Genomic DNA, 21,097 nt, shown 5'->3' with positions numbered 1-21,097 from the left:
CGGACTCATCCGCTGCGCACAGTTGCTCTCCGACTAGACGGGCGGGATGAGGCCGGGCAGCGCCCCGACACCGGAGCACGTGCGACACGCGCGCGTGACGGCGACGGTCGCCCCGGTCTCTCCGTTGAGACGCAGTACCTCACGGGCCGCGTGCTGCGCTCCGGCGCAGTCGTGGCACACCGTGGTGCTCTCGCCGACCGCGATGCTCTCGGGCTCGTTCAGCATGCGGTCGAGGCTGTCGAGCGCTGCCCACCTTGGCAAGAAAAGCCACTCGACACAGTGATTCATCCCCGCGGTGTTGAGGACAGGAGTTGTCCGCGAGGGGTGCCAGACTGCGCTCATGTTGCAGACATCGGCCCGCTTGCTCCGCCTGCTGTCGCTGTTGCAGATCCGCCGCGAGTGGTCCGGCTCCGACCTCGCGGACCGCCTGGAGGTCGACGTGCGGACCGTGCGCCGCGACGTCGACAAGCTGCGCAACCTCGGATATCCGGTCAACGCGACGACAGGGTCCGCAGGTGGCTACCGGCTCGGCGCTGGTGCCGCGCTGCCACCGTTGCTGCTCGACGACGACGAAGCCGTCGCGGTCGCCGTGAGCCTCCGCACCGCCACTAGTGGACCGATCGCCGGGATCGAGGACACGTCGCTGCGCGCGCTGACCAAGCTCGAACAGGTTCTGCCGTCGCGACTGCGCCGCCGCGTGAACGCGTTGCAGGCCTACACCGTGCCGATCCCGTTGAGGCCAGGGCCGACCGTGGACTCCGCCGTGCTCACCACGATCGCGAGCGCGTGCCGTGACAACGAGCGCTTCCGTTTCGACTACTCCGACCACAGCGGCGCCGAGAGCCTGCGTGTGGTGGAACCGCACAGCATGGCCAACTGGGGCCGTCGTTGGTACCTCGTCGCGTGGGACGTCGACCGCGAGGACTGGCGCACGTTCCGCGTGGACCGCATTTCGCCGCGCACCCCCACCGGTCCCCGCTTCACACCGCGCGAGCTACCAGATGGTGTCGACGTCGCGACGTTCGTGTCGACGCGCATCACTTCAGCCCCTTGGCAGCTCCGCGCGCGCGTTCTGATGCACGCCTCCGCCGAAGCGCTGACGGAGAAGTTCGGGGGCTACGGCAGCTTGGAACCGATCGACGAGAACAGCTGCGTGTTCGCGACCGGAGCCGACTCGCTGGAGTCCTTGGCTCTGTACCTGGGAATGACGGGCGTGGACTTCGAGGTGCAGGAGCCGCCGGAGCTCATCGAGCACATGCGCGAACTCAGTCGCCGCTACGCGCGCGCGTCAGGTTCCGAGTAGCGCGGGCAGCAACGCGCGGCACCGCTCCGGGCTGTCCGTGTGCATCAGGGCGCTCAGCAGCGCGATGCGCGTCTGGCTCGCGCGGAGGTGTCCGGCGAGGATCGCGCCCGCCGCGAGCAGATCACCACCCGAGGCGTAGACCGGTGCGACCGGGCCCGCCGCGCACCGCGAGGTCACCGCGACGACCACGCCCGCGAGGGTCGCGTCGCGCACCGCCTCCGCGATCTCCGGCGTTGCGTTGCCCGTGCCCGCACCCACCAGCACGATCCCGCGCGCTCCAGCCGCGATCGAGGCTCGCAGCAGCACTGCGTCGCCGTCGCTGTGGTGCGTCACGATGTCCACGCGAGGCGCGGAGCCGCGCGGCGCGGGCAGTGGCGCGCTCCGGCGTTGCACGTCGCGTCGCAACAGCAGCTCTCCGCCGAGGATTCGGCCCAGTGGCTCGTGCGAGGGGTCTCCGAACGCGTGGGCGTCCAAGGTGTGCCGCTTCACCGTGCCGCGCGCGGCGTGCACGTGGCCGTTGAAGACCACCAGCACGCCCAGATCGCGTGCCTGCTGCGCGACGATGAACGCGTCCGAGAGATTGCGCGGCGCGTCGGAGCCCTCGTGCCCCAACGGCAGCTGCGACCCCGTCAGGACGACGGGGCGCGGGTCGTCGTGGTGCAGGTCGAGCAGGAAAGCCGACTCCTCCAACGTGTCCGTGCCGTGCGTGACCACGACACCGGTGACGTCCGGGTCGGCCAGGGCGACGCGCACCTGCTCCAGGAGGTCGAGCTGGTGCCGGATCGTCAGACACGAGCTGTCGATCGTGCAGAGGTCGATCACGTCCACCCGCAGCCCCGCCGTCGGCGGCACCGCGCTGATCACCGAGCGCCCCTGGAGGCTCGCGGCCAGGCCGCTCATCGTCGGCTGGCTGGCGATGGTGCCACCCGTCGCGATCACCACGACACGCTCCACCCTTGACCTCCCCGGACACTCCGGCGCGACCGCTGGACGAACGATCGCGCGAACGTTCGCCCACTGTCCGGCACGCGCCCCCTCCGCGTCAATCCCCGGCCGTCATCCGCGATGTTTTGGCGCGCGCGTCGTCCACGCCCTGAACGGGTCGCCGAGACGTGACCAATGCCGCATTGGTCACGTCTGGACGCGAGCCGCGGGCCGCCGGGGGGAGGGCTAGTGGCGGGCGAGGAAGTCGGTGATGCGGGTGTTGACGGCCTCGGGCTGCTCGGCCGCGAGCGCGTGGCCGGCGCCGGGGATGACCGTGACCTCGGCGTTGGGGATGAGCGAGGCCCGCCCGGCGGCCCGCTGGACGCGCTGCACGGGGCTGGTGGCGCCGAGCAGCACCAGCGTCGGCACGGTGAGCCCGGCGAGCTGCTTCTTGCCGAGCTTGCGCGGTGGCATGAGGCGCTTGCGGAAGCGCATGCTGCCCAGCACCTGCAACTCGCGCACCGCGGGCGCGGTCCGCGAAGACCACTCCAGGTATTCGCGCCACAGACTCTCCGCGCCCAGCACCCGGTTCCACACGGTGCGCACGGCGAAGATCGGTCGCAGTTCGGCGAGCACGCGCGCGGGCTCGATCAGCGTCATGGACGCGAGGCGGTCGGGAGTGTGCAGCGCCTGGTTCGCGGCGATCCACCCGCCGTAGGCCGCGCCGACCAGATGCGCGCGCTGCACGCCGAGGCCATCCAGCACGGCGGTCAGCCACTCCGCGGTGTCAGATGACTTGATCATTGGTGCGGTCGGAGTGCTCGTGCCGGGCTCGCCGAGCACGTCGACGGCGTGCACGACGCGCCCCTCGGCCAGCGCCGCCACGTTGGCGTGCCAGGTGGCGGGCGTGGTGTTGCCGCCGTGCAGCAGCACCACGGGCGTGCCGTCGCCGTCGCCGTGGCTGTAGACGCGGGTGCTGCCGAACCGAGTGTCCACATCGGACTCGACGCGGTCCTGCGGCCACGCGCTCATCGCCTCGCCGAAGCGGGCGAGGAACTCCTCGCGGGACCCCTCGTCCACGAAACGGCTGAGCACGGCGGTCTTGGTCATGCGGGTCAACTTACCGCCGCGGCGTGATGCGCTGACCAGCCGGTCCCACCGTGAATCGCCACGCCGTCGCGCGCGTGCTCCCCGCGTCGACCCACGAGCGGTGGGCCGCCTCGACCTCGTCCCACAGCCGCCGCGCGCCGAGCTGCCGAACCTCTCCGTCAGCCGCGTAGGCCCACGACCGCGACGTCGGATCGATGAGCCACAGCCCGTCCGCGGTGGGCAATGCGTGACAGTCGGGCACGAGCACGGCCATCGCGATGTTGACGTCGTAGCTGCCGATCACGTCGTCCGTGCGCAGCGAGGTGCGCGTGACGGTCGCGCGTTCTTCGTCGTAGATGTCCGCGTCTGCATCTACGGGGCTCACGCGTTGCGCACGAAGGTCCATGAAGGACGCGCGTCCAGCGATGCCACCGCGCGCCACGCCGTCCGCATCGACTGACAGGGACACCAGTGCGCCGGAGAAGAACGCGGTTCCCCACGGGCAGACGATGCGGCCACCTGGCTTCGTCTGCTCCACCCACGCATAGGGGATTCGTTGCGCGTTGGCGGTCGCGATGATCCGGTCGAACGGAGCGAGCTCCGGGCAGCCTTCGAGACCGTCGCCGCACACAACGGTCACCCCGCCGTAGCCAGCGGCATCGAGTGCGGCGCGAGCGCGACGAGCTAGCGCTGGGTCGACCTCAACGGTCATGACATTGTTCGGTCCCAGTTGGTACGCGAGCAGTGCCGCGTTGTACCCGGTACCAGTTCCTATCTCGCAGACCCGCATTCCGGGCTCCACGTCGAGCAGGTCGAGCATCGTCGCCACGACCGCGGGCATGCTCGCAGAACTCGTCGCCAGCCCGGGGCCGTCCTGCGTACCGTCGTCGAGCTGGGTCACCACGCAGTCGTCGGCGTAGGCGGCCGCAAGCCACTCCGTCGGGTTCTCGTTGCGCGACAAGCGTTTTAATGGGTCTGAGTACCAAATGGTATCCGGGAGGAAAGCATGCCTGGGTACCGCGAGGAACGCCTCACGCCACCGCGCGGAGAGCTCACCGCTGTCGGTCAGCGCCCGCACCAGGTCCTCACGCAGCCCCATGCGCTCAGGGTGCCCGAAAGCGGGGCGTGCCAGTCGTGCGGCACGATGGACGATTCGAAGCCGGTCCAGCGACGGGAGAGACCGTGTCCGCCAGGCCCAGGGTGACCCTGCGCGCGGTCGCAGAGGCGACCAGCCTCCACGTGTCCACTGTGGCCAGAGTGCTCAATGGAACCGCGCAAGTCACCAAAGAGACCGAGGAGCGCGTTCGGACCGCGGCCCGTGAACTCGGCTACATCCGCAACGAGTACGCGGCCAGCCTCCGCACCCAGCGCACGCGCATCCTCGGCGTGCTCGTGCCGACGCTCACCGATTACGTGCTCGCCGCCGTGTACGAGGGCATCCAGGAGGCCGCGCTGGCCCACGGCTACCGGACCTTCGTCACCAACACCCACGACAACGCCGAACAGCACGCCGCCGGGCTCGAAGCGCTGCTGTCCTGGGGCGTGGACGGGCTGATCATCGGCGACGCGCGGCTCGACGGCAGCGGCCTGGAATCCCTGGTGGCGAACGACATCCCGTTCGTCCTGGTCAGCAGGCGCTCCGGCGGGCACCCCGCGATCACCTGCCACGACGAGCGCGGCGGCGAGCTGGCCGCCGAGCACCTGCTGGGACTGGGGCGCACCAGGATCGCGGTGCTCGCGGGGCAGCCCTACGCGAGCACCTGCGCCGACCGGACCGAGGGGTTCCTGCGCGCCTGCGCCGCGGCGGGGTACCCGGTACCGGATGAGCTGGTGGTCCACAGCGGCTACGACTCGCGCGGCGGCGAGCAGGCGATGAGCGAGGTGCTGGCGCTCGGGCGCGAGCTGGACGCGGTGTTCGCCGTCAACGACGTGGCCGCGATGGGCGCCGCCGGGGTGCTGCGGGCCAACGGCGTCGCGGTGGGGGAGGGGATCGCGCTCGTCGGGTTCAACGACATCCCGCTGGCGTCCTCGCTGACGGTGCCGCTGACCACGGTGCGCAGCCCCCTGCACGACATGGGCGCCGCCGCCGTCGAGGAGTTGCTGGTCCGCGTCGACGGCGGCGGCGCCCGGTCCCGGCTGCTGACACCCGAACTCGTCGTCCGGGCGTCGACGCGTTAGCGCATCGCACGCAGAAAACGTATGAAGCGTGAGAAAGCCAACGGGGTGAATGTGAGGACTGGTCCATTCGGCTGCTTGCTGTCGCGGACAGCCGATTCGAACTCTGTCAAGGACAGTTCCACACAGTTGTTGTCATTTCCGGTATAGCTGCTCTTTCTCCAGGTGCGCGATGGGGTCATCGTCCCTCAAGTGCGTCGACGTGTGCGCGGATCACCGCCGCCGACTCCTCGGGCGTCAGGGTTTCTGCCGAGATGTCGGCGAACATCGCCCGGAACTTCCGAACGTCGCCGTCATTCTCTACCCATTCCCCGCCGCCGGGGTACTCCAAATAGACGGCGTCCGGATAGCCGTCGTCGGCGAAGCCCAGGATCGTCGCGGAGCCGGACATCGTGCCGTAGGCGCCGAAATCGAATGGGATTATCTGAACGGTGACGTTGTCCAGTTCGGCGCCGACCAGCAGGTGCGCCAGCTGCTCCCGCTGCACCCGGGGCCCGCCGACCACCCTGCGCAGCACCGCCTCGTCGATCAGCGCGTGCAGGCTCAGCGCCGCCGGGCCGTGCAGCCGCTTCTGTCTGCTCAGCCGCGCGGCGACCGCGCGCTCGACGCCGACGGCCGGGTCGATGAACCTGCGGGCGGCCGCGCGCACCGCCGCCGCGTAATCTGCGGTCTGCAACAATCCCGGAATACCGGTCGACTCCAACGTTTGTACGGACGTGGCGTCGGCCTCCGCGCGCAGGAACGTGCGGAACTTGGGGGGAACCGCAGAAGAGTGTTCGATACGGGTCGCGTCCTGTTTGGCGTCGTCCCACAGGGCCTCGGCCTCCCTGCGCTGGCCCTCGCCCGCCGCGTAGAGGGCCAGCATGGCGCCCAGTTCGGCGAAGCCGCAGAGGACGTGACCGTTCTCGATCTTCGAAATCGTCGGCTGGGACTTGCGCAGCCGCCCGGCGACCTCCTCGGCCCCGATGCCGGCGCGTTCCCGCAGCTCCTTGAGGAAGGCACCGAGTTTGCGCTTGCGTCGGGTCCTGGTGCCCGGCATTCAGGTGCCTCCTCGCGCAGGTTTGCGCTCAGCCTAAGTCAGGGTGAATATTCACTCCGGTGGTGTATGGGCACCGGGAACGGCTGCCCCTACGCTTCGCACCCGCGGATCGCTGCTGACGCTCGACCCCGCAGGCGAGTCGCGGGGTCACCCTCGCACGACTCGCAAGCCCCCAACACGTCGAGGAGGCGTCGTGATCCGCGCGATCCGGGCCGGTGGCGGCCCGCAGTACCCGCAGCCCGCCACCGAGGCCCCCGCCGCCCGGCGAACAGTGGTCTTCGTCTGCCCGCAGGGGCACAACGTCGAGCTGACCTTCGCCGCCGACGCCGACACCCCCGAGGTGTGGGAGTGCCCGAAACACGGGACCGACAGCCGCGTCTGGTACTCCGACAGCGCCGGTACCGAGGACAACGCGGTACCGCGTACCGGCAAGACGCACTGGGAGCAGCTGTGCTCCCGCCGCTCCGAACCCGAGCTGGAGCAGCTGCTGGCGGAGCGGCTGAGCGTGCTGCGCGCCGGTCGCGTGTCCGTCGGCTGAACGCCTGGAGTGACATGATCAGCGGTTCCTTCCAGGACGAGACGTCACTGGTGGAGCTCGGTGCCGCGCTGCGCGGGCGGCGGACGGACTCCGGCCTGTCCCTGCGTGGGCTGGCCAGGCGCATCGGTCTCAGCGCGCACAGCGCCCTGGCCGACTACGAGCGTGGTCGCCGGGTGATCCCGGAGAACCTGCTGCCGCGCTTCGCCGAGGCCGTCGGCGACACCGACGGCACGATCGCGGCCTCGCTCGCCGCGCTGCGGGCGCGGGCGGTCGCCGAACTGGCGGAGCAGGCGGAGCAGCGCCAGGCCGTCGCGGAACTCGAACCCACCCCGGCGGGACCGTCCCCGGTACCACCGCCCTCGGCCGCGGTACCTCCGGCGCCCGCGGACTTCGTCGGCAGGGACGCGGAGCTGGAGCTGCTGCGCGAGGCGCTCACCGGCGGCGCGCTCGTGGTGCTCAGCGGACCACCCGGGGCGGGCAAGTCCAGCCTCGCCGCGCGGGCCGCGGCGGAGCTCGCCCCGCGTTTCCCCGACGGCGCCATGCTGCTCGACCTGTGCGATCCGAACCCGACCGAGGCGATGCGCAAAGCGTTGCGCGCCTGCGGGATCGCCGACCGAGCCCTACCGTCCGATGTGGACGGACTCGGCTCGCTGTACCGGGCCGTGCTCGCCACGCGGCGGATGCTCGTGGTGATCGACGGCGCCGCGCACGAGGACCAGGCGCTGCCGCTGCTGGCGGCCTCACCCGGCTCCGCGCTGCTGGTCACCAGCCGAGGACCGCTGCACGGCCTGGACACCGCGCGCGCCGTGCACCGCTGCCGGATCGGCCCGCTCACCGACGACGCCGCCGTCGACCTGGTCGCCACCGTGCTCGGCCGGACCAGGGTCGACGCCGAACCCGCCGCCGCGCGCCGGATGGCCGCGCTGTGCGACCGCTGGCCCCTGGCGCTGCGCATCGCCGCCGCCCGGCTCGTCGACTGGCCCGGCGGACTGCTCGCCGACGCCGTCACCGAACTGGAGCAGGAGCACGCGCGGCTCGCGTGGCTGCCCGCCGACAGCCGTGCCGTGCGCGGCGTGCTGGAGGTGTCCTACCGGCAGCTCGACGAACCCGCCCGCAGACTGCTGCGCCGCCTCACCCTCGCGCCCGGCGGCTGCTTCACCGTCGAGACCGCCGCCGTCGCGCTCGGCGACTCGCCCCGCTCGGTCCGCCGCGAGCTGGAACGGTTGCACAGAGCCGGATTCCTGCGCCCGGCCGCGACGGAAGGGCGTTCTCGGATGCACGTCCTCGTCCGCGGTTTCGCGTCCTCCCGCGCCGAGCAGGACGAACCCGCGCGGCAGGAGGTCGAGCTGCGCCTGCTGCACGCGCTGCTGGAGACCGCCGCCGACGCCGCGGGGTGGCTCGACCCGACGGCCCAGCACGACCGTGAGTCGGCCTTTGCCGGGATTCGCGACGCGGTGCGCTGGCTCGACGCCGAGCGGACCGCGATCCTGACCGCCGCGGAGCAGGGCTGCCGCCTCGATCCGGGCTGGGGTCTCGTGGGCCTGCTGCGCCAGATCAGCTGGTACTACCGGCTGCGGTGCGCGTGGACCGACCTGCGCGCGCTCGCCCAGCTCGCGCTCGAACAAGCGCAGCTGCAACAGGACACCGAGCACAAGGCGCACGCGCTCGCCGCGCTTTCCTTGGCAGCGGCCAAAACCGGGCAGCCGGACACCGCGCGCGAGCTCGCCGAGACCGCCGCAGGCCTCGCCCACGGCGACGGGCTCGCCGGTGCCGAGGTCGCCGCGCTGGACTGCCTCGGCCGCGCGCTGCTCGCGCTGAACCGCCCCGACGCGGCCCGGCAGGCGCTCGCCCGCGCCGTGTCGCTGCGCGGCGACTGGTGGCAGCACGCCGTGTCCTCCAGCAGGCTCGGCGTGGTGCTGGCGAAGCTGGGCGAACCCGCGCGAGGCCTTGAGCTGCAACGGCACGCGCTGACCCTCTTCGACGGCCACGGCGACGACCGGGGTGCCGCGCGGACCCGCCTGCGCCTCGGTTCCGTGCTCGCCGAACTGGAGCGCCACACCGAAGCCGTCGAGCAGTACGACCGGGCCTGCGCCGTCTTCGAGCGCTTCGGGGACGCGTGGAGCCATGCCGGCGCGCTGCGCGAGGTCGGCAACGGCAGGCTCGCGCTCGGCGAGGACGACCGGGCGACCGCCGACCTGCGCAGGGCCGACGCGCTGTTCGCCGCCCAGGGTTGCCGGTGACGCCCGCCCGGAGCGCTCCGATTAGGCTTTCCGCCATGCGGAAGACCGCGGCGATGACCGCAATCCTGATCAGCACCGTCCTCGCGGTGACGGGCTGCACGCCCAGCGAGCGCCCCTCCGACCTGCCCGACGGCGGCGCGAACGTGAGCCAGCAGGCGGCCCCGTCCTCGGCTCCGGCGCCGACCACGACCACCCCGGCCACCGTGTCCGTCCCGGCGGGCCCGCCGTGCGCCGTCGACAAGATCGTCGTGACCGGTGCCGCCGGGCAGAAGCCCACCGTCACCATCCCGTCGGACTGCGCCCCGCCCACGGAACTGGTCAGCAAGGACCTGATCCCCGGTACCGGTCCCGCGATCAAGCTGGGCGACGAGCTGCAGATGCACTACGCCCTCTACACCTGGTCGACCAAGAGCGAGAACCAGGCGTCCTTCGGTAGCGCCCCGCTCGAGACGCCGCTGGAGAAGGGCGCGCTCATCGACGGCTGGGTCGAGGGTCTTCCCGGCATGAAGCAGGGCGGTCGCCGCCTGCTCGTCGTCCCGCCCGCCAAGGGCTACAAGGCCCAGGGCAAGGGCAACATCAAGGGCAACGAGACCCTCGTCTTCATCGTCGACGCGGTCAAGGTCGGCGCATAATTCCCGGGAGCCCGGCGCCCGTCCGTTCGACGGCGCCGGGCTTCGTCGCGCTCGCTCTCCCGCTGATCGCCTGAGCCCCGCCGGGGAGGGGCCGTCCGAGCCGCGGCGCCGCTCGCCCAGCCCGATCACCCCCGCCCGCGAAGGCCTACGGCCCGCGCGGGCAACGGGAGACCAGATCCGACGAGACGCCGGAGTTCCTCCTGCGCGCCGTCCAGGCCTAGACCTGCAGCTCGTTCTCGATGCGCCTGAGGTGGTGCCTGGCCAGCGCCAGGTTCGCCGACTCGCGCTCCAGCACCAGGTACAGGAACAGCGAGGTCCTGGAGTTCGCGGTGTCGATCAGCCGGATCAGGTGGTACTGGCGGTTCAGGGTGATCAGGATGTCCTCGATGCTGTCGTTGAGCGCCAGCGTGGACATCACCCGCATCTTCGCGCGAACGACCTCGGTGTTGCCGGCCGCGGCGAGGTCCAGGTTGAGCCACTCACCCCCGCCCCGGGTTCCGAGCGACATCCCGCTGTCGTAGTCGACCAGCGCGACACCGACCGCGCCGGTGATGGACATGGCCTCTTTCAACGCCACATCGATGTTCATCTCGTGCCACTTCCTTTGCCTCAACTGGTGGTCTGGGTTCTGCGACGTGCTTTGGCGGCCGTGGGGGGCTGTGCGGTGAGGATCGAGCTGATCCGCGCGATCACGGGCTGGGCCTCGTGGAGCAGGCGACCGAGGTTCAGCCCCTTGTCGCCCAGTACGACCATCAACGCGGTCCGGCCGACGGCGTACACGGCCATGTAGCCGCCGCTGCTGAACACCACGGTCTGGCTCAGCGCGCCGTGGCCGATCACCTCGACCGCCTGGCGCGCGACGCCGAGGTCGGCGGCGGCGAGCGCGGAGACGTTCGCCGGATCGACTCCGGCCGCGGCGTCGGCGAAGATGGGTATTCCGTCGACACCTGCCAGAACCGTGTCGGTGACTCCGGCCACCGTTTCCCGCAGGGTGCGCAGTTCGGTGGCCAGTGCCTCATAGTCCAATGTTCTTCCCCTCTGTTTCGGAAAGGTCGAGAACTTCCGGCGGAGCGGGCCACCGCGACGGTCGCGTGCGGTTTCGCGAGTTTTTCCGGTGGCGGGCCGGAAGCGGTTCCGGTTCGGTTTCGGGAGACGCGCCGCGCTCCGGTCGCGCACGGGGGTGCAGCGACGAGTGGCCCCAGTTCACGAAGCCGAACGAGACCTCCGGTGAGGCGATCTCCACCATGCCCTCGGTGAGCATCCGGGAGATCTCCACGGTGACCGGGTAGACGCCCCGGCTGATCACGAAGGCGATGTCGCGCGCGGTGCGCCTGCCGGTGGCGTGTTCGAGGATCGTGCGCTGCTGGTCGGTCAGGGCGCGCGTGCCCGCCCGGCTGCCGGGCACCACGCGTTCCCGGTAGGGCGACAGCGGGAACGGCATCGCGGCGAGCGCGTCCAGCCGACGCTCCGTCTCACTGGCCAGCAGATCGGGCGCCACCCCGTCTGAAGTGCTCAGCAGCACGTCAAGGGGGCTGTCGACGACGTAGTCCTCGATCTCGCCCGCTGCGGTGGCGAACGCTCCGTCGCGCGTGGCGACCGTGATCAGTGCGTTGAGTTCGCGCGCCCCGACGGCGCCGCGGGCGATCAGCGTCTCCTGGTGTGAGCGCGTCCCGGTGCCCTCGCGCAGCGCGGCGGTCCAGTCCTGCTCGCTGACCCGTCCCGAACGCAGCAGCAACGCTTCCGCCCCCGGGGAACCCGGGCTCTCCACCGCGGTCACCAGGCCCCCGCGCAGGTGGAACAGCCCGCCCGGGTTGCCGAGCACGCGCACCGTCGCGGTGACGCGATCAGCGTGGCACTGCGCCAGGGCGCGCGCGAGGACGTCGCACGCGGCTCGGTGGTCGCGTTTCAGAGGGCGCTCCGTGGGGGACTCGGTATCGGAAAAGGCAGTGGGACACCTGGTTGCTGATTTCCCTCATCGAGGGCTTCGGCGCTCGTGTTACTTCTCGCCGGTCATCGCAGAGGGCCTTACCCGGTCGGGTGAAAGATTTCATTTCCGGTAACGAGTTCCCGCGCGGGGCGGATTTCTTGGGCATATCCCGAATGTTCGTGAATTTCCGTTGATCGGGCGGATCGGCGATTTTCTCGGGGGAGGGCCCTGTCGTGGGCGTGCGGTCCGCTGTGACCACCGGCTACCCGCTGTGGCGCCGAGCCGGGCCGCGCTGGTGCGGCCGGGTTTCGCCGCGGTCGTGCTCCCGTGTCCACGCCGCTGCGACGGATTGTGTGGGCCACAAACCAACATGCCGCCGTCGCCGGTCGGTCGCCACCCGAGTTTTCCTTGCTGTGCAAGCGTTTCCGGGTCCGGTGGCTTCGTTTCCCGGATAGTCCGCGCAGTCGCTCCCGAGGGGCTCGAACCCGGCCTGAGCGGCGCCGTCGCGCTGCGCTGGCGTCGCGAAAATCCCTTTCCTGGTACAAAAAACGCACTCGCGGGAGGTCACGAAGGCAGGACGTGCTGATAACGGCGCGTGGTCGGCCGGACACACCCGGCATAGAGTCTGCCGCTCGGCTGGCACCTCACATCGGGGATGGGGATCGAGTCAGCATTCGCCTCGGCTCGGCCAGGGAGCGCCAGTGACCGGCAGCAGCAATCCCCGTTACCGAGCGGCTTTCGACGCGCTCGCGCACGCCCTCCTCCGATGCGAGCAGGACCGCGTCACCGGAACCGTGAACCTCGTGGGCGCACCTGGGGCGGTGGTCCACCTGAGACGCGGCGCCGTGATCGCGGTACGCAGTCCCGGCGCGCCCGGAGCGGAAGTGCTCCTGGTGCGCTCCGGCCGGATCAGCGAAGCCGACTGGACGCGTGCCCGGCGCGCGGGGCCGGAGCACCCCTCGCGGGTGCTCGCGCACGGAGGCGTTGGCGCGACCGAACTCAGGACCGTCACCATGATGGCCGCGCACGACGGAGCCTTCGCCGCGGTGACGGGCACGGTCGAGGATTGCTTCGTCGACGACAGGCCGACTGATCCGCCGTTGCCCGTGACGAACGGGATCGACCTCGCCTGGTTGTTCGAGCAGACCTCCCGACGGCTGAAAGCCTTGGCAGCGCTGCCCTTCGCCGTGTCGCCGCACCGCGACCGCTTGGGCGCCGCTCACGGGGCCGACCTCGCCACGACCGTTCTGACCGCCGCGCAGCGCGAAGTCCTGGCGCAGGTCGTCGGAAGGCGCAGCGCGAGGGACATCGCCTTCACTCTCGGCCGAGGCCTCTACCCGGTGACGATCGAGGTCTGCCGGATGCTCGGCGACGGCTTGGTCGAGGTCGTCGCGGGTGCCAGCCCGGCCGCCGTGTCACTGGCCCGCGCCGTCGCACCGCGCACCAGGCCCGGACGCGCCGCGATCGCTTTCGAACCGGAACGGAGAACGGTGTGAGACACGATGCGTTGGCCGCCGAACTGCGTTCCCTGCGGGACCGGGTCCCCGGGATCACCGACACGGTGCTCGCCACGGCGGACGGCCTTCTCATCCTGGCGGACGCGGCGGACGGGATCGACCCCTCGGGCCTCGCCGCGCTCTCCGCCGCGGTTCTCGGCCTCTCCCGCAGGACCGCCGGGGCGACCCAGCAGGGCTCGCTGCGGCAGACCGTCGTCCACAGCAGCGGTGGCAGCACGGCCGTCTACGCGGTCGGCGGGCGGGCGCTGCTGATCGTCCTCGGCGACGAGGGGATGGACACCGGACTGCTGCACCGACAGACCCGCCCCGTGGTCGACCGCGTCGACGCGATCCTCTCCGCCGCGTGGGCGGAGAAGGCGAAGGACAGCTCCACCCCATCCGTACCCGAGCACGAGTGAGAAGAGGACAGTGGACACCTCAGGAAAGACCCAGCTGGCCATGTCCGACCAGGTGATCTCCGTTGCCAGGCGCCTGCGGCAGGAGGTTCCCGACTGCCTGGCCACCGGTGTCGTGGACATGGCGACCGGCATGCTGATGACCTGCGAGACCACCGACAGCCACCCGTCGGAGGTGCTCGACCTGCTGGCCGGAGCGACGCTGGAGCTGTTCCAGGGCCGCACGGTCACCATGATCGAGGACATCTTCAAGGAACGCAGGGGCGTCACCAGCACCGAGCACTACTTCCAGGAGGTCCTGGTCAACAGCACCAACCTGACGCACCTGTTCATCCGCGACGAGCACGGCGCCGATCTCGTGGTCGTGGTCGTCTGCCCCCGGTCGGTGAACATCGGCATGCTCTTCGCCGCGACGAGGAGGGTGCTCAAAACGCACTTCGAGATGATCTAGTCAGCTGCCGCGCCTGTTCGTGTGGTCGCGGAGTGCTCCTTTCGTTGATGCGTCTTTCGTTGCATTTGCGTAACGACACTTTTGGTCTGAGCGGGGAACTTCTTCGCTCTGGTTCTTCTTGGCGCTCGGATGTTTTCCGGGGTTGTTTCTTAACTGTTCAGGTGTTGTTGACCAGCGCGAATGTGATCCCCTCGAGGGTGTCGTCATGAATTTCCGACCCCCTGCCCCTTGCCGTGAAATGGTCACGAAAAAGTGATCATGACGTTCGGCGATTTGTTTGAGCGTGAATTTGTGGCCGCGGGTGCTGTCGCTACCTACGCTGCGCGCCGCGATTGTTTTCCATGAACGTGAGAGGAGTTTGCGAGTGTTATCCAGAGCTGTGGTTGCCGGACTCGTCGTGGCGGGCTGCGTGCTCGTCGGATCTCCGGCGTCAGCGTCGGTGTCGGCGCAGTACTCGTGCTCGGGGTTCACCCAGAGCAGGTACGGCGTCACCATCAAGTGCGACTACCCCCGGTGGGAACTCCGGATCAACTGCACCCGGATCGGTCCGGTCGGTGGTGCGGACATCGTGGTCACCGACGAGGAATACGGCTCCAACGTGGCGGCGACCTTCTGCCCGTCCTACTACTACTACGACATGAGCCGGCCCTCGATGAAGGTGACCCGGATCTGGTGACCCAGGCCGGGTTTCCCGTTTCAGGTGAACGGTGGATCTTCCCGCTGATGGACGAGCCAGTCTGCCCGGTGTGATCACGGGCGCGTTGGCGTGAGGAACCGAAGGCCTCCTCGGCCGCCGGCGCGGATGTCGTGATCCACGCCGAACGCGGGAGGCCTTCCCTCGTGTTCGGCGTGGACGAAGGTCGACCGGCTAGCCCCCGAACGCCCGGAGGAACGTGTCCACCGCAGCCGCCACGATCGCCTGAAGGTCCACAGTGGACTCTTGGCGGGAACGCCCCTCCCACGGTCCGGTCAGCAACGCGAGGAACTGCTCCGCCGCCACTGCCGGATCGCACTGCCGCAGCCGCCCCGCCAAGCACAGCCGCGCGAAGCGGTCGGCGAGCGCTTCGTCGATCCACGCGCACCCGGCCGAACCGGTCAACCGGCGGAGTGCGCGGGAGCGGTCGTCGGCGTAGATCCGCAGCAGTCCGATACCGACCTCCGCCAAGGCCACGTGCAGGTCGCCGGGCTCGCGCAGGCGTTCGACGACGGCGAGGCTTTCGGTCCGCACGGCCTCGGCGACGGTCTCGGTGGCGTGGTGGAAGAGGGTTTCCTTGTCCGTGAGGTGGTTGTACACGGTCGGCTTGGCCACACCGGCCTCGTCGGCGATCTCCTGCACGCAGGCCTGGTCGTAGCCGCGGCGCGCGAAGACGGTGAAGGCGGCGTCGAGGATGGCCGCGCGCTTGTCGATCCGTCCGCGTGCGGCGGTGCGCCGAGGTGAACTCACTTCCACAGGGTATTCGGCCCCGATCGGCGTAGCGGCTGTCCGGTGAGACACCGCGTTCCCGGTGGTCTCCGGCGCCGACCAACGGTTGGGTTCGGGGTGGTTGACGATGATCGACAGTGGGGTTTGGGGGGCTTGAAGACACCCGAACTCCGGGGCGCGGCCACCGGCGCGCGGGTGCGGGGACAGGCCAGTCGGTGCGGACTGGTGTGAAAGACACCCGGCTTTTGGCGGATGGTCGCCGCGCCGTGCTCCTCAATAGGTTCCGCTGGGGACGGTCCCGAGCGGGAGTGGGTGGTTGGGGTGCGCTCGTCGTTGTCGAGGCTGGTGGTCCTCGCGGTCGCCGCGACGGTGGCCTTCGGCGTGCCGTCAGCGGTCGCCGCGCCGGGGAACAACCTGGCGCCGATCGATCCGAAGAACTGGGAGAACCCCCAGGACATGACGTGGTCGGACTACCGGAAGGTACCGGGTACCAACTGGTCCGACCCCAACGGCAAGCCGACGAAGCGGACGTTCAAGGGCGCGCTGGTCCTCGCGGACTACCCGGACCAGGACTTCGTGGTGACCAAGCCGCCGCGCTCGGACGTCTTCGGCAACCCCTCGCAGCTGGCCAACAACATCCCCCGCCCACAGGTCGCGAAGTTCTACCAGGACTTCCTGAACAAGCCGAACGCGGTGAACCGCGGGCACACGCTGCACGAGTACTGGATGGAGGCCTCCGGCGGGCGGATCGGCGTCGAGCTGACCGCCTTCGGCGCCTACCGGATGCCGGGCAAGTCCTTCGAGTACGGGATGGAGTTCCAGGGCGCGGGCGCGTGCCCCGAGGGCTCGACGTGCAACCGGGACCTGCGCACCGACGCGGGCGGGGCGTGGCGGGCCGAGGTCGGCAACGAGGTGCCCAAGGGCTTCGACTTCGTGTTCTTCCTCAGCGCCGGCCAGGACGAGTCGTCGACCTGGCAGGAGTTCGGCGAGATGTTGTTCCAGCGCAAGGAGGACGTGCCGGACTCCTTCGGCCCGCCAGACCCCAAGCTGCCGAACTGGGCCAAGACCCGCTACGTGGAGTGGACCTCGTGGAAGGCCGCGTCGGCGATCTGGCCGAACGCGGGCGGCGGGTCCTCCACGCAGGCGGAGAGCTCCGGGCACGGCACCTTCGCCCACGAGCTGAGCCACATCCTCGGCATCGGTGACAACTACAACAACCCCTTCGGCAAGCCGCCCGTGCGCGCCTTCACCGGCCCCTGGGAGATGATGAGCCGAGGTACGTTCAACGGCCCGGGTGGTACTCACACCCGTTGGAAGATCCCGCCGGACGCGGGCGGCGCGATGGGCTCGCACCACATGCTGCGCACCAAGGCCAAGCTCGGCATGGTTGACCCGGCGCACGTGCTCCAGCTCGAACGCGACGCGCTCGCGAAGTCCGGGGTCATCACCGCCAGGGTCACCGCCCGCGAGGTGCAGCCGGGCAAGGGCGGGCTGATGGGCCTCAACGTCGCGTTGAAGACGGGGGACAAGTCGCCGAGGTGCAGTCAGAGCACCGACCCGTTCTGCGACGGCGGCGGCTACAACAACTACACCGTCGAGGTCGTCGACCGGATGGGCGCCGACTCGTTCACCCCGGACAGCGGCGTGCTGTTCACCAAGACCAAGAACGCCGACGCCGCGCCGTTCGAGTGGATCATCGACGCGAACCCGGCCGACATCGACCTGGTGGACTTCTACCGGCCGGACGGGACCCCGGTGAAGGTGACGATCGGCGACCCGCGCCAGCTCGCCGACGCCCCGTTCCGCGCGGGCACCGGTTCCGGGAGCAAGTACGAGCACGTCGACATCGCGAACCGGCTGCACCTCTACGTCGCCGACATCCACCGCGACCAGCAGGGCGTGCTGTCCTACACCGTCGCGGTGCGCTCGCTCGACGGGGCGGGACCGCACACCCGTGGACTGGTACTCGGTCCCTCGGGGGCCTCGCGCCCGGACCGCAACGGCGTCGCGCAGTGCACGTTCCCGCTCGCCAACACCGGGCGGACGCTGCCGGTGACCGGCCAGCCGCAGGATGTTTCGTCCTATGTGGACGGTGACGTGTACCGGCTGAAGGCGACCGCGCCCGCGGGCTATGAGGTGCGGCTGCCGAACGAGCTGGCAGCTGTGAAGGTGGGTGCGAAGGTCGACATCCCGCTCACCGTCACGAGCACTGCGCGCACCGGCAACCCGGCCGGCGTGCTCGCCGAGGCCACGCTGACCGCTACCTCGGAGAGCGACCCGACCAAGACCGCGACGGCCAAGTGCCTCGTTCCCGCTCGCTAGGCGTCTGCGTGCTCGCGCTGCTCCTGCTGGCGGGATGCGGCGGCGCGAGCACGCAGGTGAAACTGCTCGTGCGGGACGGCACGATTCGCTCGGTGGGCTCGGAGTGCTCCGGAACCGGCGCCTACGCCTCGCTGCACCGGTCGGCGAAGTTCATCGTGCGCGGCGCGGACGGCGGGCAGATCGCCGGCGGAGTGCTTCCCGCTGGCAAAGCCGTTGCGGCGCTTGACGAAGACCTCAAGGTGCCGCGTGTGCCGACCTTCTGCGAGCTGACCTTCGACGTGTCGCTGCCCGCCGCCGACACGTACGACCTCATCGTCGACGGAGAACCAATTCGCTTGCAGCGCAAGGATGATCAGGTCGTGGGGATGGTGCCGTGAAGCGACTCGCGGTCCTCCTGTTGCTGATCCTCTCGGTCGTGGCCTGCTCGCAGGAGCCGCCGCGCGGTGGGAAGCGGTCCTTGCCGGGACCCGTGCCCGTCGGAGTGAGCTACCCCGACGTGAAGGGGGTCAGCGCCCCGAAGTTCACTCTGTCCCTTGTGGACGGAACACGGGTGTCCACAGAGGACTTGTGGCGGGAGCGCCCCGTAGTGCTGCTGTTCTTCAGCTCGTGGTGCGGCAAGTGCGCGGACGCGCAGCCGGAGTTCACCGCGCTCGCTGAGAAGTACCGGGACGCGGTTGCCTTCCTCGGCGTCGCGGGACGCGATACCGAAACGGACCTGCGCCGGTACCTCGACGAACACCGTGTCAGTTACCCCGTCGCCCGCGACGACGCGGAACAGAGTGCCGGACGGGCCTTCGCGTTGCGCGAACCGCCGTTGGTCGCCGTGGTGGCCAACGGCGGCGCGCTGGTCAGGGGCTGGCCCGGCGGCACGAGCGCGGATGCGGTCGCCACGGAGCTGGCGAAGCTGGTGCACCGGCGCTGAGGCGGATTTCCCGATCGGTGAAATCGAATGCCGCGCGCTGACGGCGTGGTTAGTGTCGCGCGCATGGTCAACGACGCGACGGTGAACAACAAGGCCACGATGGCGGAGAGCTGGGAGGAGCAGGCCCGAAACTGGGTGGCTTGGGCGCGTCGGCCGGACTTCGACTCCTACTGGTTCTACCGCGACGGCTTCTTCGACCTCGTCGGTGAACCCGGCACCGCGACGCTGGACCTCGGATGCGGTGAGGGCAGGGTCAGCCGAGATCTCAAGGCGCGCGGGCACCGGGTCACCAGCGTCGACATCGCGCAAACCATGATCGATCACGCCGTCGAGGCCGACCCGGACGGCGACTACCGGGTCTGCGACGCGCGTGAACTGCCCTTCGACGACGGCGCCTTCGACATCGTCATCGCCTACAACACGATCATGGACGTGGACGACCTGGCCTCTTCCGTCGCCGAGGCGGCTCGCGTCCTCGCGCCCGGCGGCCGGTTGTGCGTCGCCACCACGCACCCGCTCAACGACGCCGGGCACTTCGAGACCGGCCCGGGCGGGCGGCGACGCTTCGTGATCGAGGAGTCCTACTTCGCCCGCCGGCGCGTCGAGGACACCGTCGAGCGCGAGGGAATGGTGATGACCTTCAACGGCTGGACCAACCCGCTGAGCGCCTACACCCGTGCCATGGAGAACGCCGGGCTGCTCATCGAGTCGATGCGCGAGCCGATCTTCGAGATGAAGGGCAGGCGGGACGATCTGATCCCGTACCACCTGTGGACGAGGGCGGTGCGTCCCGCATGAGCCTGCGCATCGCCGGTGGCCGGGCGACCCTGCGCGACTGGGCGCCCGAGGACGCGGCCGTGCTGCCCGGTCTGCTCGCACCGCACCGGCGGTGGCACGACACCAACGGGCCCTACCTGGGCAGGCCCACCGAGGAACAGGTGGGGATCAAGGCCAGGCTGCTCGCCGAGCGGGCGCGGCTGCTGCCCGACGAGCTGCCGACACCGCGTACCTCGCTCGCGGTACTCGATACCGGTTCGAACCGGCTCATCGGTGAGGTCAGCTGGTACTGGGAATCCGAGCCGACGGACTGGCGCCGGATGGGCATCGTGATCTTCGACGAGGTCTACTGGGGCGGCGGCTACGGCACCGAGGCGCTGTGGCTGTGGACCGACTACCTCTTCACCAGCACCACCGCGCCCCGGTTGGACTTCGCCACCTACTCCGGGAACCCGGGCATGGCCGCGGTCGGGCGCAAGCTCGGGTTCACGGAGGAGGCGCGCTTCCGCAACGCCCGCGCGTGGAACGGTCAGCTCTACGACGGTCTCGTTTTCGGGGTGCTGCGCGAAGAATGGCTCGCGCGCCGTGACGGGCTCGGCTGAGCCCTATCGCGAGGTCGAGACGGTGAAGTTCGAGAAATAGGCGTGCACGGTGGACTTCGGTCCCCAGCTGGTGTCGTGACCGCCGAAGAACGTCGAGAAGAAAACACCCCGGAACGGAATCTTGCCGATTCCGTCGACCGCGTTGGTGGAGAGCACCTGGCGGCCGTCGTACCAGACGGTCACGTTCCCGGTGGAGCGCGTGATGGCCTGTTCGACGGTGTGCGTCTGGCCGTCCGCGGCGAAGCGCCAGCTGCCGAGGCCCACGTCCTTGCCGTAGCCGTTGCCGGTGGGCGTGTAGACGTAGACCTCACCCCTGCCGCCGTCGCGCCACATGAACCTGGTCGACCAGCCGCCGTGGCTACCGCCGCTCTGGCTGCCCGGGTCACCGCCGTAGAAACCCGGCAGCTTGCCGCCCCTGCTGAAGTCGAAGTTCGTCGGGAATCGCACCTGGTAGCGCAGGTAGAGCGTGTTCGCGGACTGAAGGTCGGACCGGCCGACGCGGTTGAGGTCCTGGTAGAACTGCCCGCCCCCGGTGGTCGGGCAGTTGGTGCACGACGGCGCGGACGAGCCCCTGCCGTAGGTGACGTCGAGCGTGCTGCCCGAGGACTTCATGTCGCCGAAGCCCCACTTGCCGCGGTTGTCGATGCCCCAGCTGTTCGACCACGAGGTCGAGGGGAACCCGCTGAAGCCGCCGCTCCACGGGGCCGGTGCGGCGGAGGCCGGTGTCGCGGCGGTCATTCCGGCGACCACCGCGAAGGCGAGCAGAGTTCCGCGCAGCCGAGAACCAAGAGACATGGTCGGTCCTTTCGGTCGACGAGCGT

Annotated in this window: 25 protein-coding genes; 14 read left to right on the top strand and 11 right to left on the bottom strand. The window is 70.0% G+C overall.

All coding sequences use genetic code 11. The features are described 5' to 3' along the window. Positions 1 to 33: 33 nt before the first annotated feature. The gene (locus tag CCN37_RS07040; RefSeq protein WP_086819845.1) at positions 34 to 225 is read right to left on the bottom strand and encodes a hypothetical protein; all 192 of its coding nucleotides are present in this window, start codon (positions 223 to 225) and stop codon (positions 34 to 36) included. A gap of 115 nt (positions 226 to 340) precedes the next feature. On the opposite strand from CCN37_RS07040, the gene CCN37_RS07035 reads away from it, so the two are divergent. Continuing rightward, a complete protein-coding gene (locus tag CCN37_RS07035; RefSeq protein ID WP_086819844.1) occupies positions 341 to 1,303 on the top strand; it encodes a YafY family protein in 963 nt (320 codons plus the stop codon). Here CCN37_RS07035 and CCN37_RS07030 read toward each other — a convergent pair. The 3 genes from CCN37_RS07030 to CCN37_RS41355 all read right to left on the bottom strand — a co-directional run bounded on the left by CCN37_RS07030 (position 1,289) and on the right by CCN37_RS41355 (position 4,415). After that, positions 1,289 to 2,257 (bottom strand): asparaginase, encoded by a 969-nt coding sequence (locus tag CCN37_RS07030; protein ID WP_086819843.1) that lies wholly within the window; start codon positions 2,255 to 2,257, stop codon positions 1,289 to 1,291. The two genes, CCN37_RS07035 and CCN37_RS07030, sit on opposite strands and share 15 nt — an antisense overlap. Before the next feature lie 216 nt (positions 2,258 to 2,473). Then, on the bottom strand, positions 2,474 to 3,337 hold the full coding sequence (locus CCN37_RS07025) for an alpha/beta fold hydrolase (protein ID WP_086819842.1): 864 nt from the start codon (positions 3,335 to 3,337) through the stop codon (positions 2,474 to 2,476). 10 nt (positions 3,338 to 3,347) lie between these two features. Continuing rightward, positions 3,348 to 4,415, bottom strand: a complete 1,068-nt coding sequence (locus CCN37_RS41355; RefSeq protein WP_086819841.1) for a methyltransferase domain-containing protein — start codon at positions 4,413 to 4,415, stop codon at positions 3,348 to 3,350. Between the two features lie 83 nt (positions 4,416 to 4,498). On the opposite strand from CCN37_RS41355, the gene CCN37_RS07015 reads away from it, so the two are divergent. After that, positions 4,499 to 5,494, top strand: a complete 996-nt coding sequence (locus CCN37_RS07015; RefSeq protein WP_086819840.1) for a LacI family DNA-binding transcriptional regulator — start codon at positions 4,499 to 4,501, stop codon at positions 5,492 to 5,494. Here the strand turns inward: CCN37_RS07015 and CCN37_RS07010 are convergent. Both CCN37_RS07010 and CCN37_RS07005 read right to left on the bottom strand, forming a co-directional pair. After that, positions 5,491 to 5,673, bottom strand: coding sequence for a DUF397 domain-containing protein (locus CCN37_RS07010; RefSeq protein WP_086819839.1), 183 nt, complete (start codon positions 5,671 to 5,673; stop codon positions 5,491 to 5,493). The genes CCN37_RS07015 and CCN37_RS07010 overlap by 4 nt on opposite strands. Further along, complete coding sequence (locus CCN37_RS07005; RefSeq protein ID WP_086819838.1) at positions 5,670 to 6,530, bottom strand: helix-turn-helix transcriptional regulator; 861 nt, start codon at positions 6,528 to 6,530, stop codon at positions 5,670 to 5,672. Before CCN37_RS07005 ends, CCN37_RS07010 begins: the two co-directional genes overlap by 4 nt. A gap of 193 nt (positions 6,531 to 6,723) precedes the next feature. On the opposite strand from CCN37_RS07005, the gene CCN37_RS07000 reads away from it, so the two are divergent. The 3 genes from CCN37_RS07000 to CCN37_RS06990 are packed head-to-tail and all read left to right on the top strand — an operon-like array spanning position 6,724 to position 9,940. After that, entirely contained in the window at positions 6,724 to 7,068 is a 345-nt protein-coding gene (locus CCN37_RS07000) for an RNA polymerase-binding protein RbpA (protein ID WP_168200549.1), read from the top strand. Positions 7,069 to 7,082: 14 nt separating this feature from the next. Continuing rightward, a complete protein-coding gene (locus CCN37_RS06995) occupies positions 7,083 to 9,308 on the top strand; it encodes a tetratricopeptide repeat protein (protein WP_086819836.1) in 2,226 nt (741 codons plus the stop codon). 35 nt (positions 9,309 to 9,343) lie between these two features. Further along, on the top strand, positions 9,344 to 9,940 hold the full coding sequence (locus tag CCN37_RS06990) for an FKBP-type peptidyl-prolyl cis-trans isomerase (protein WP_246842862.1): 597 nt from the start codon (positions 9,344 to 9,346) through the stop codon (positions 9,938 to 9,940). Positions 9,941 to 10,157: 217 nt separating this feature from the next. Here the strand turns inward: CCN37_RS06990 and CCN37_RS06985 are convergent, their stop codons facing one another. Genes CCN37_RS06985 through CCN37_RS06975 form a run of 3 tightly spaced genes read right to left on the bottom strand, consistent with a single transcriptional unit; the run spans position 10,158 to position 11,762 of the window. Beyond that, positions 10,158 to 10,529, bottom strand: a complete 372-nt coding sequence (locus CCN37_RS06985) for a hypothetical protein (protein ID WP_086819835.1) — start codon at positions 10,527 to 10,529, stop codon at positions 10,158 to 10,160. 20 nt (positions 10,530 to 10,549) lie between these two features. Further along, entirely contained in the window at positions 10,550 to 10,966 is a 417-nt protein-coding gene (locus tag CCN37_RS06980; protein WP_086819834.1) for a roadblock/LC7 domain-containing protein, read from the bottom strand. Next, the gene (locus tag CCN37_RS06975; RefSeq protein ID WP_143261463.1) at positions 10,956 to 11,762 is read right to left on the bottom strand and encodes a MarR family transcriptional regulator; all 807 of its coding nucleotides are present in this window, start codon (positions 11,760 to 11,762) and stop codon (positions 10,956 to 10,958) included. The genes CCN37_RS06980 and CCN37_RS06975 overlap by 11 nt, the downstream gene beginning before the upstream one ends. 806 nt (positions 11,763 to 12,568) lie before the next feature. On the opposite strand from CCN37_RS06975, the gene CCN37_RS06970 reads away from it, so the two are divergent. The 4 genes from CCN37_RS06970 to CCN37_RS06955 all read left to right on the top strand — a co-directional run bounded on the left by CCN37_RS06970 (position 12,569) and on the right by CCN37_RS06955 (position 14,906). After that, positions 12,569 to 13,363 (top strand): hypothetical protein, encoded by a 795-nt coding sequence (locus tag CCN37_RS06970; protein WP_086819832.1) that lies wholly within the window; start codon positions 12,569 to 12,571, stop codon positions 13,361 to 13,363. Beyond that, positions 13,360 to 13,782 (top strand): roadblock/LC7 domain-containing protein, encoded by a 423-nt coding sequence (locus CCN37_RS06965; protein WP_086819831.1) that lies wholly within the window; start codon positions 13,360 to 13,362, stop codon positions 13,780 to 13,782. The genes CCN37_RS06970 and CCN37_RS06965 overlap by 4 nt, the downstream gene beginning before the upstream one ends. A gap of 10 nt (positions 13,783 to 13,792) precedes the next feature. Further along, entirely contained in the window at positions 13,793 to 14,230 is a 438-nt protein-coding gene (locus tag CCN37_RS06960) for a hypothetical protein (protein WP_246842861.1), read from the top strand. Between the two features lie 364 nt (positions 14,231 to 14,594). Next, positions 14,595 to 14,906, top strand: coding sequence for a hypothetical protein (locus CCN37_RS06955; RefSeq protein WP_143261462.1), 312 nt, complete (start codon positions 14,595 to 14,597; stop codon positions 14,904 to 14,906). Positions 14,907 to 15,098: 192 nt separating this feature from the next. On the opposite strand, the gene CCN37_RS06950 is transcribed toward CCN37_RS06955, so the two are convergent. Beyond that, positions 15,099 to 15,674 carry a TetR/AcrR family transcriptional regulator gene (locus CCN37_RS06950; protein WP_246842860.1) on the bottom strand — a complete coding sequence of 192 codons (576 nt, stop codon included), beginning with the start codon at positions 15,672 to 15,674 and terminating at the stop codon, positions 15,099 to 15,101. A gap of 300 nt (positions 15,675 to 15,974) precedes the next feature. Between CCN37_RS06950 and CCN37_RS06945 the strand changes: the two genes are divergently transcribed. The 5 genes from CCN37_RS06945 to CCN37_RS06925 all read left to right on the top strand — a co-directional run bounded on the left by CCN37_RS06945 (position 15,975) and on the right by CCN37_RS06925 (position 20,276). Continuing rightward, entirely contained in the window at positions 15,975 to 17,975 is a 2,001-nt protein-coding gene (locus tag CCN37_RS06945; protein WP_371503718.1) for a M6 family metalloprotease domain-containing protein, read from the top strand. A gap of 8 nt (positions 17,976 to 17,983) precedes the next feature. After that, positions 17,984 to 18,352 (top strand): hypothetical protein, encoded by a 369-nt coding sequence (locus CCN37_RS06940; protein WP_086819827.1) that lies wholly within the window; start codon positions 17,984 to 17,986, stop codon positions 18,350 to 18,352. Then, positions 18,349 to 18,897, top strand: a complete 549-nt coding sequence (locus CCN37_RS06935) for a TlpA disulfide reductase family protein (RefSeq protein WP_086819826.1) — start codon at positions 18,349 to 18,351, stop codon at positions 18,895 to 18,897. The genes CCN37_RS06940 and CCN37_RS06935 overlap by 4 nt, the downstream gene beginning before the upstream one ends. 63 nt (positions 18,898 to 18,960) lie before the next feature. Further along, positions 18,961 to 19,695: a class I SAM-dependent methyltransferase gene (locus CCN37_RS06930; protein WP_168200548.1), complete on the top strand. Its 735-nt coding sequence runs from the start codon at positions 18,961 to 18,963 to the stop codon at positions 19,693 to 19,695. Beyond that, positions 19,692 to 20,276 (top strand): GNAT family N-acetyltransferase, encoded by a 585-nt coding sequence (locus CCN37_RS06925; protein ID WP_143261461.1) that lies wholly within the window; start codon positions 19,692 to 19,694, stop codon positions 20,274 to 20,276. The genes CCN37_RS06930 and CCN37_RS06925 overlap by 4 nt, the downstream gene beginning before the upstream one ends. Positions 20,277 to 20,279: 3 nt before the next feature. Here CCN37_RS06925 and CCN37_RS06920 read toward each other — a convergent pair whose 3' ends face one another. Beyond that, positions 20,280 to 21,071, bottom strand: a complete 792-nt coding sequence (locus tag CCN37_RS06920; protein ID WP_210407903.1) for a polysaccharide lyase — start codon at positions 21,069 to 21,071, stop codon at positions 20,280 to 20,282. Positions 21,072 to 21,097 lie beyond the last annotated feature (26 nt).

It is taken from the genome of Allokutzneria sp. NRRL B-24872, assembly GCF_002155965.1.
Taxonomy (GTDB): Bacteria; Actinomycetota; Actinomycetes; order Mycobacteriales; family Pseudonocardiaceae; genus Allokutzneria.
The sequence above is the reverse complement of the archived record's forward strand: the minus strand, read 5'-3'. Positions and strand labels throughout refer to the sequence as shown.

Coding starts and splice junctions, on each gene's coding strand:
- CCN37_RS06985 (WP_086819835.1), bottom strand. CDS start 10,529: ATGAACATCGATGTGGCGTTGAAAGAGGCCATGTCCATCACCGGCGCG.
- CCN37_RS07005 (WP_086819838.1), bottom strand. CDS start 6,530: ATGCCGGGCACCAGGACCCGACGCAAGCGCAAACTCGGTGCCTTCCTC.
- CCN37_RS07040 (WP_086819845.1), bottom strand. CDS start 225: ATGCTGAACGAGCCCGAGAGCATCGCGGTCGGCGAGAGCACCACGGTG.
- CCN37_RS07025 (WP_086819842.1), bottom strand. CDS start 3,337: ATGACCAAGACCGCCGTGCTCAGCCGTTTCGTGGACGAGGGGTCCCGC.
- CCN37_RS06925 (WP_143261461.1), top strand. CDS start 19,692: ATGAGCCTGCGCATCGCCGGTGGCCGGGCGACCCTGCGCGACTGGGCG.
- CCN37_RS07035 (WP_086819844.1), top strand. CDS start 341: ATGTTGCAGACATCGGCCCGCTTGCTCCGCCTGCTGTCGCTGTTGCAG.
- CCN37_RS06930 (WP_168200548.1), top strand. CDS start 18,961: ATGGTCAACGACGCGACGGTGAACAACAAGGCCACGATGGCGGAGAGC.
- CCN37_RS41355 (WP_086819841.1), bottom strand. CDS start 4,415: ATGGGGCTGCGTGAGGACCTGGTGCGGGCGCTGACCGACAGCGGTGAG.
- CCN37_RS06995 (WP_086819836.1), top strand. CDS start 7,083: ATGATCAGCGGTTCCTTCCAGGACGAGACGTCACTGGTGGAGCTCGGT.
- CCN37_RS06990 (WP_246842862.1), top strand. CDS start 9,344: ATGCGGAAGACCGCGGCGATGACCGCAATCCTGATCAGCACCGTCCTC.
- CCN37_RS06920 (WP_210407903.1), bottom strand. CDS start 21,071: ATGTCTCTTGGTTCTCGGCTGCGCGGAACTCTGCTCGCCTTCGCGGTG.
- CCN37_RS07010 (WP_086819839.1), bottom strand. CDS start 5,673: ATGACCCCATCGCGCACCTGGAGAAAGAGCAGCTATACCGGAAATGAC.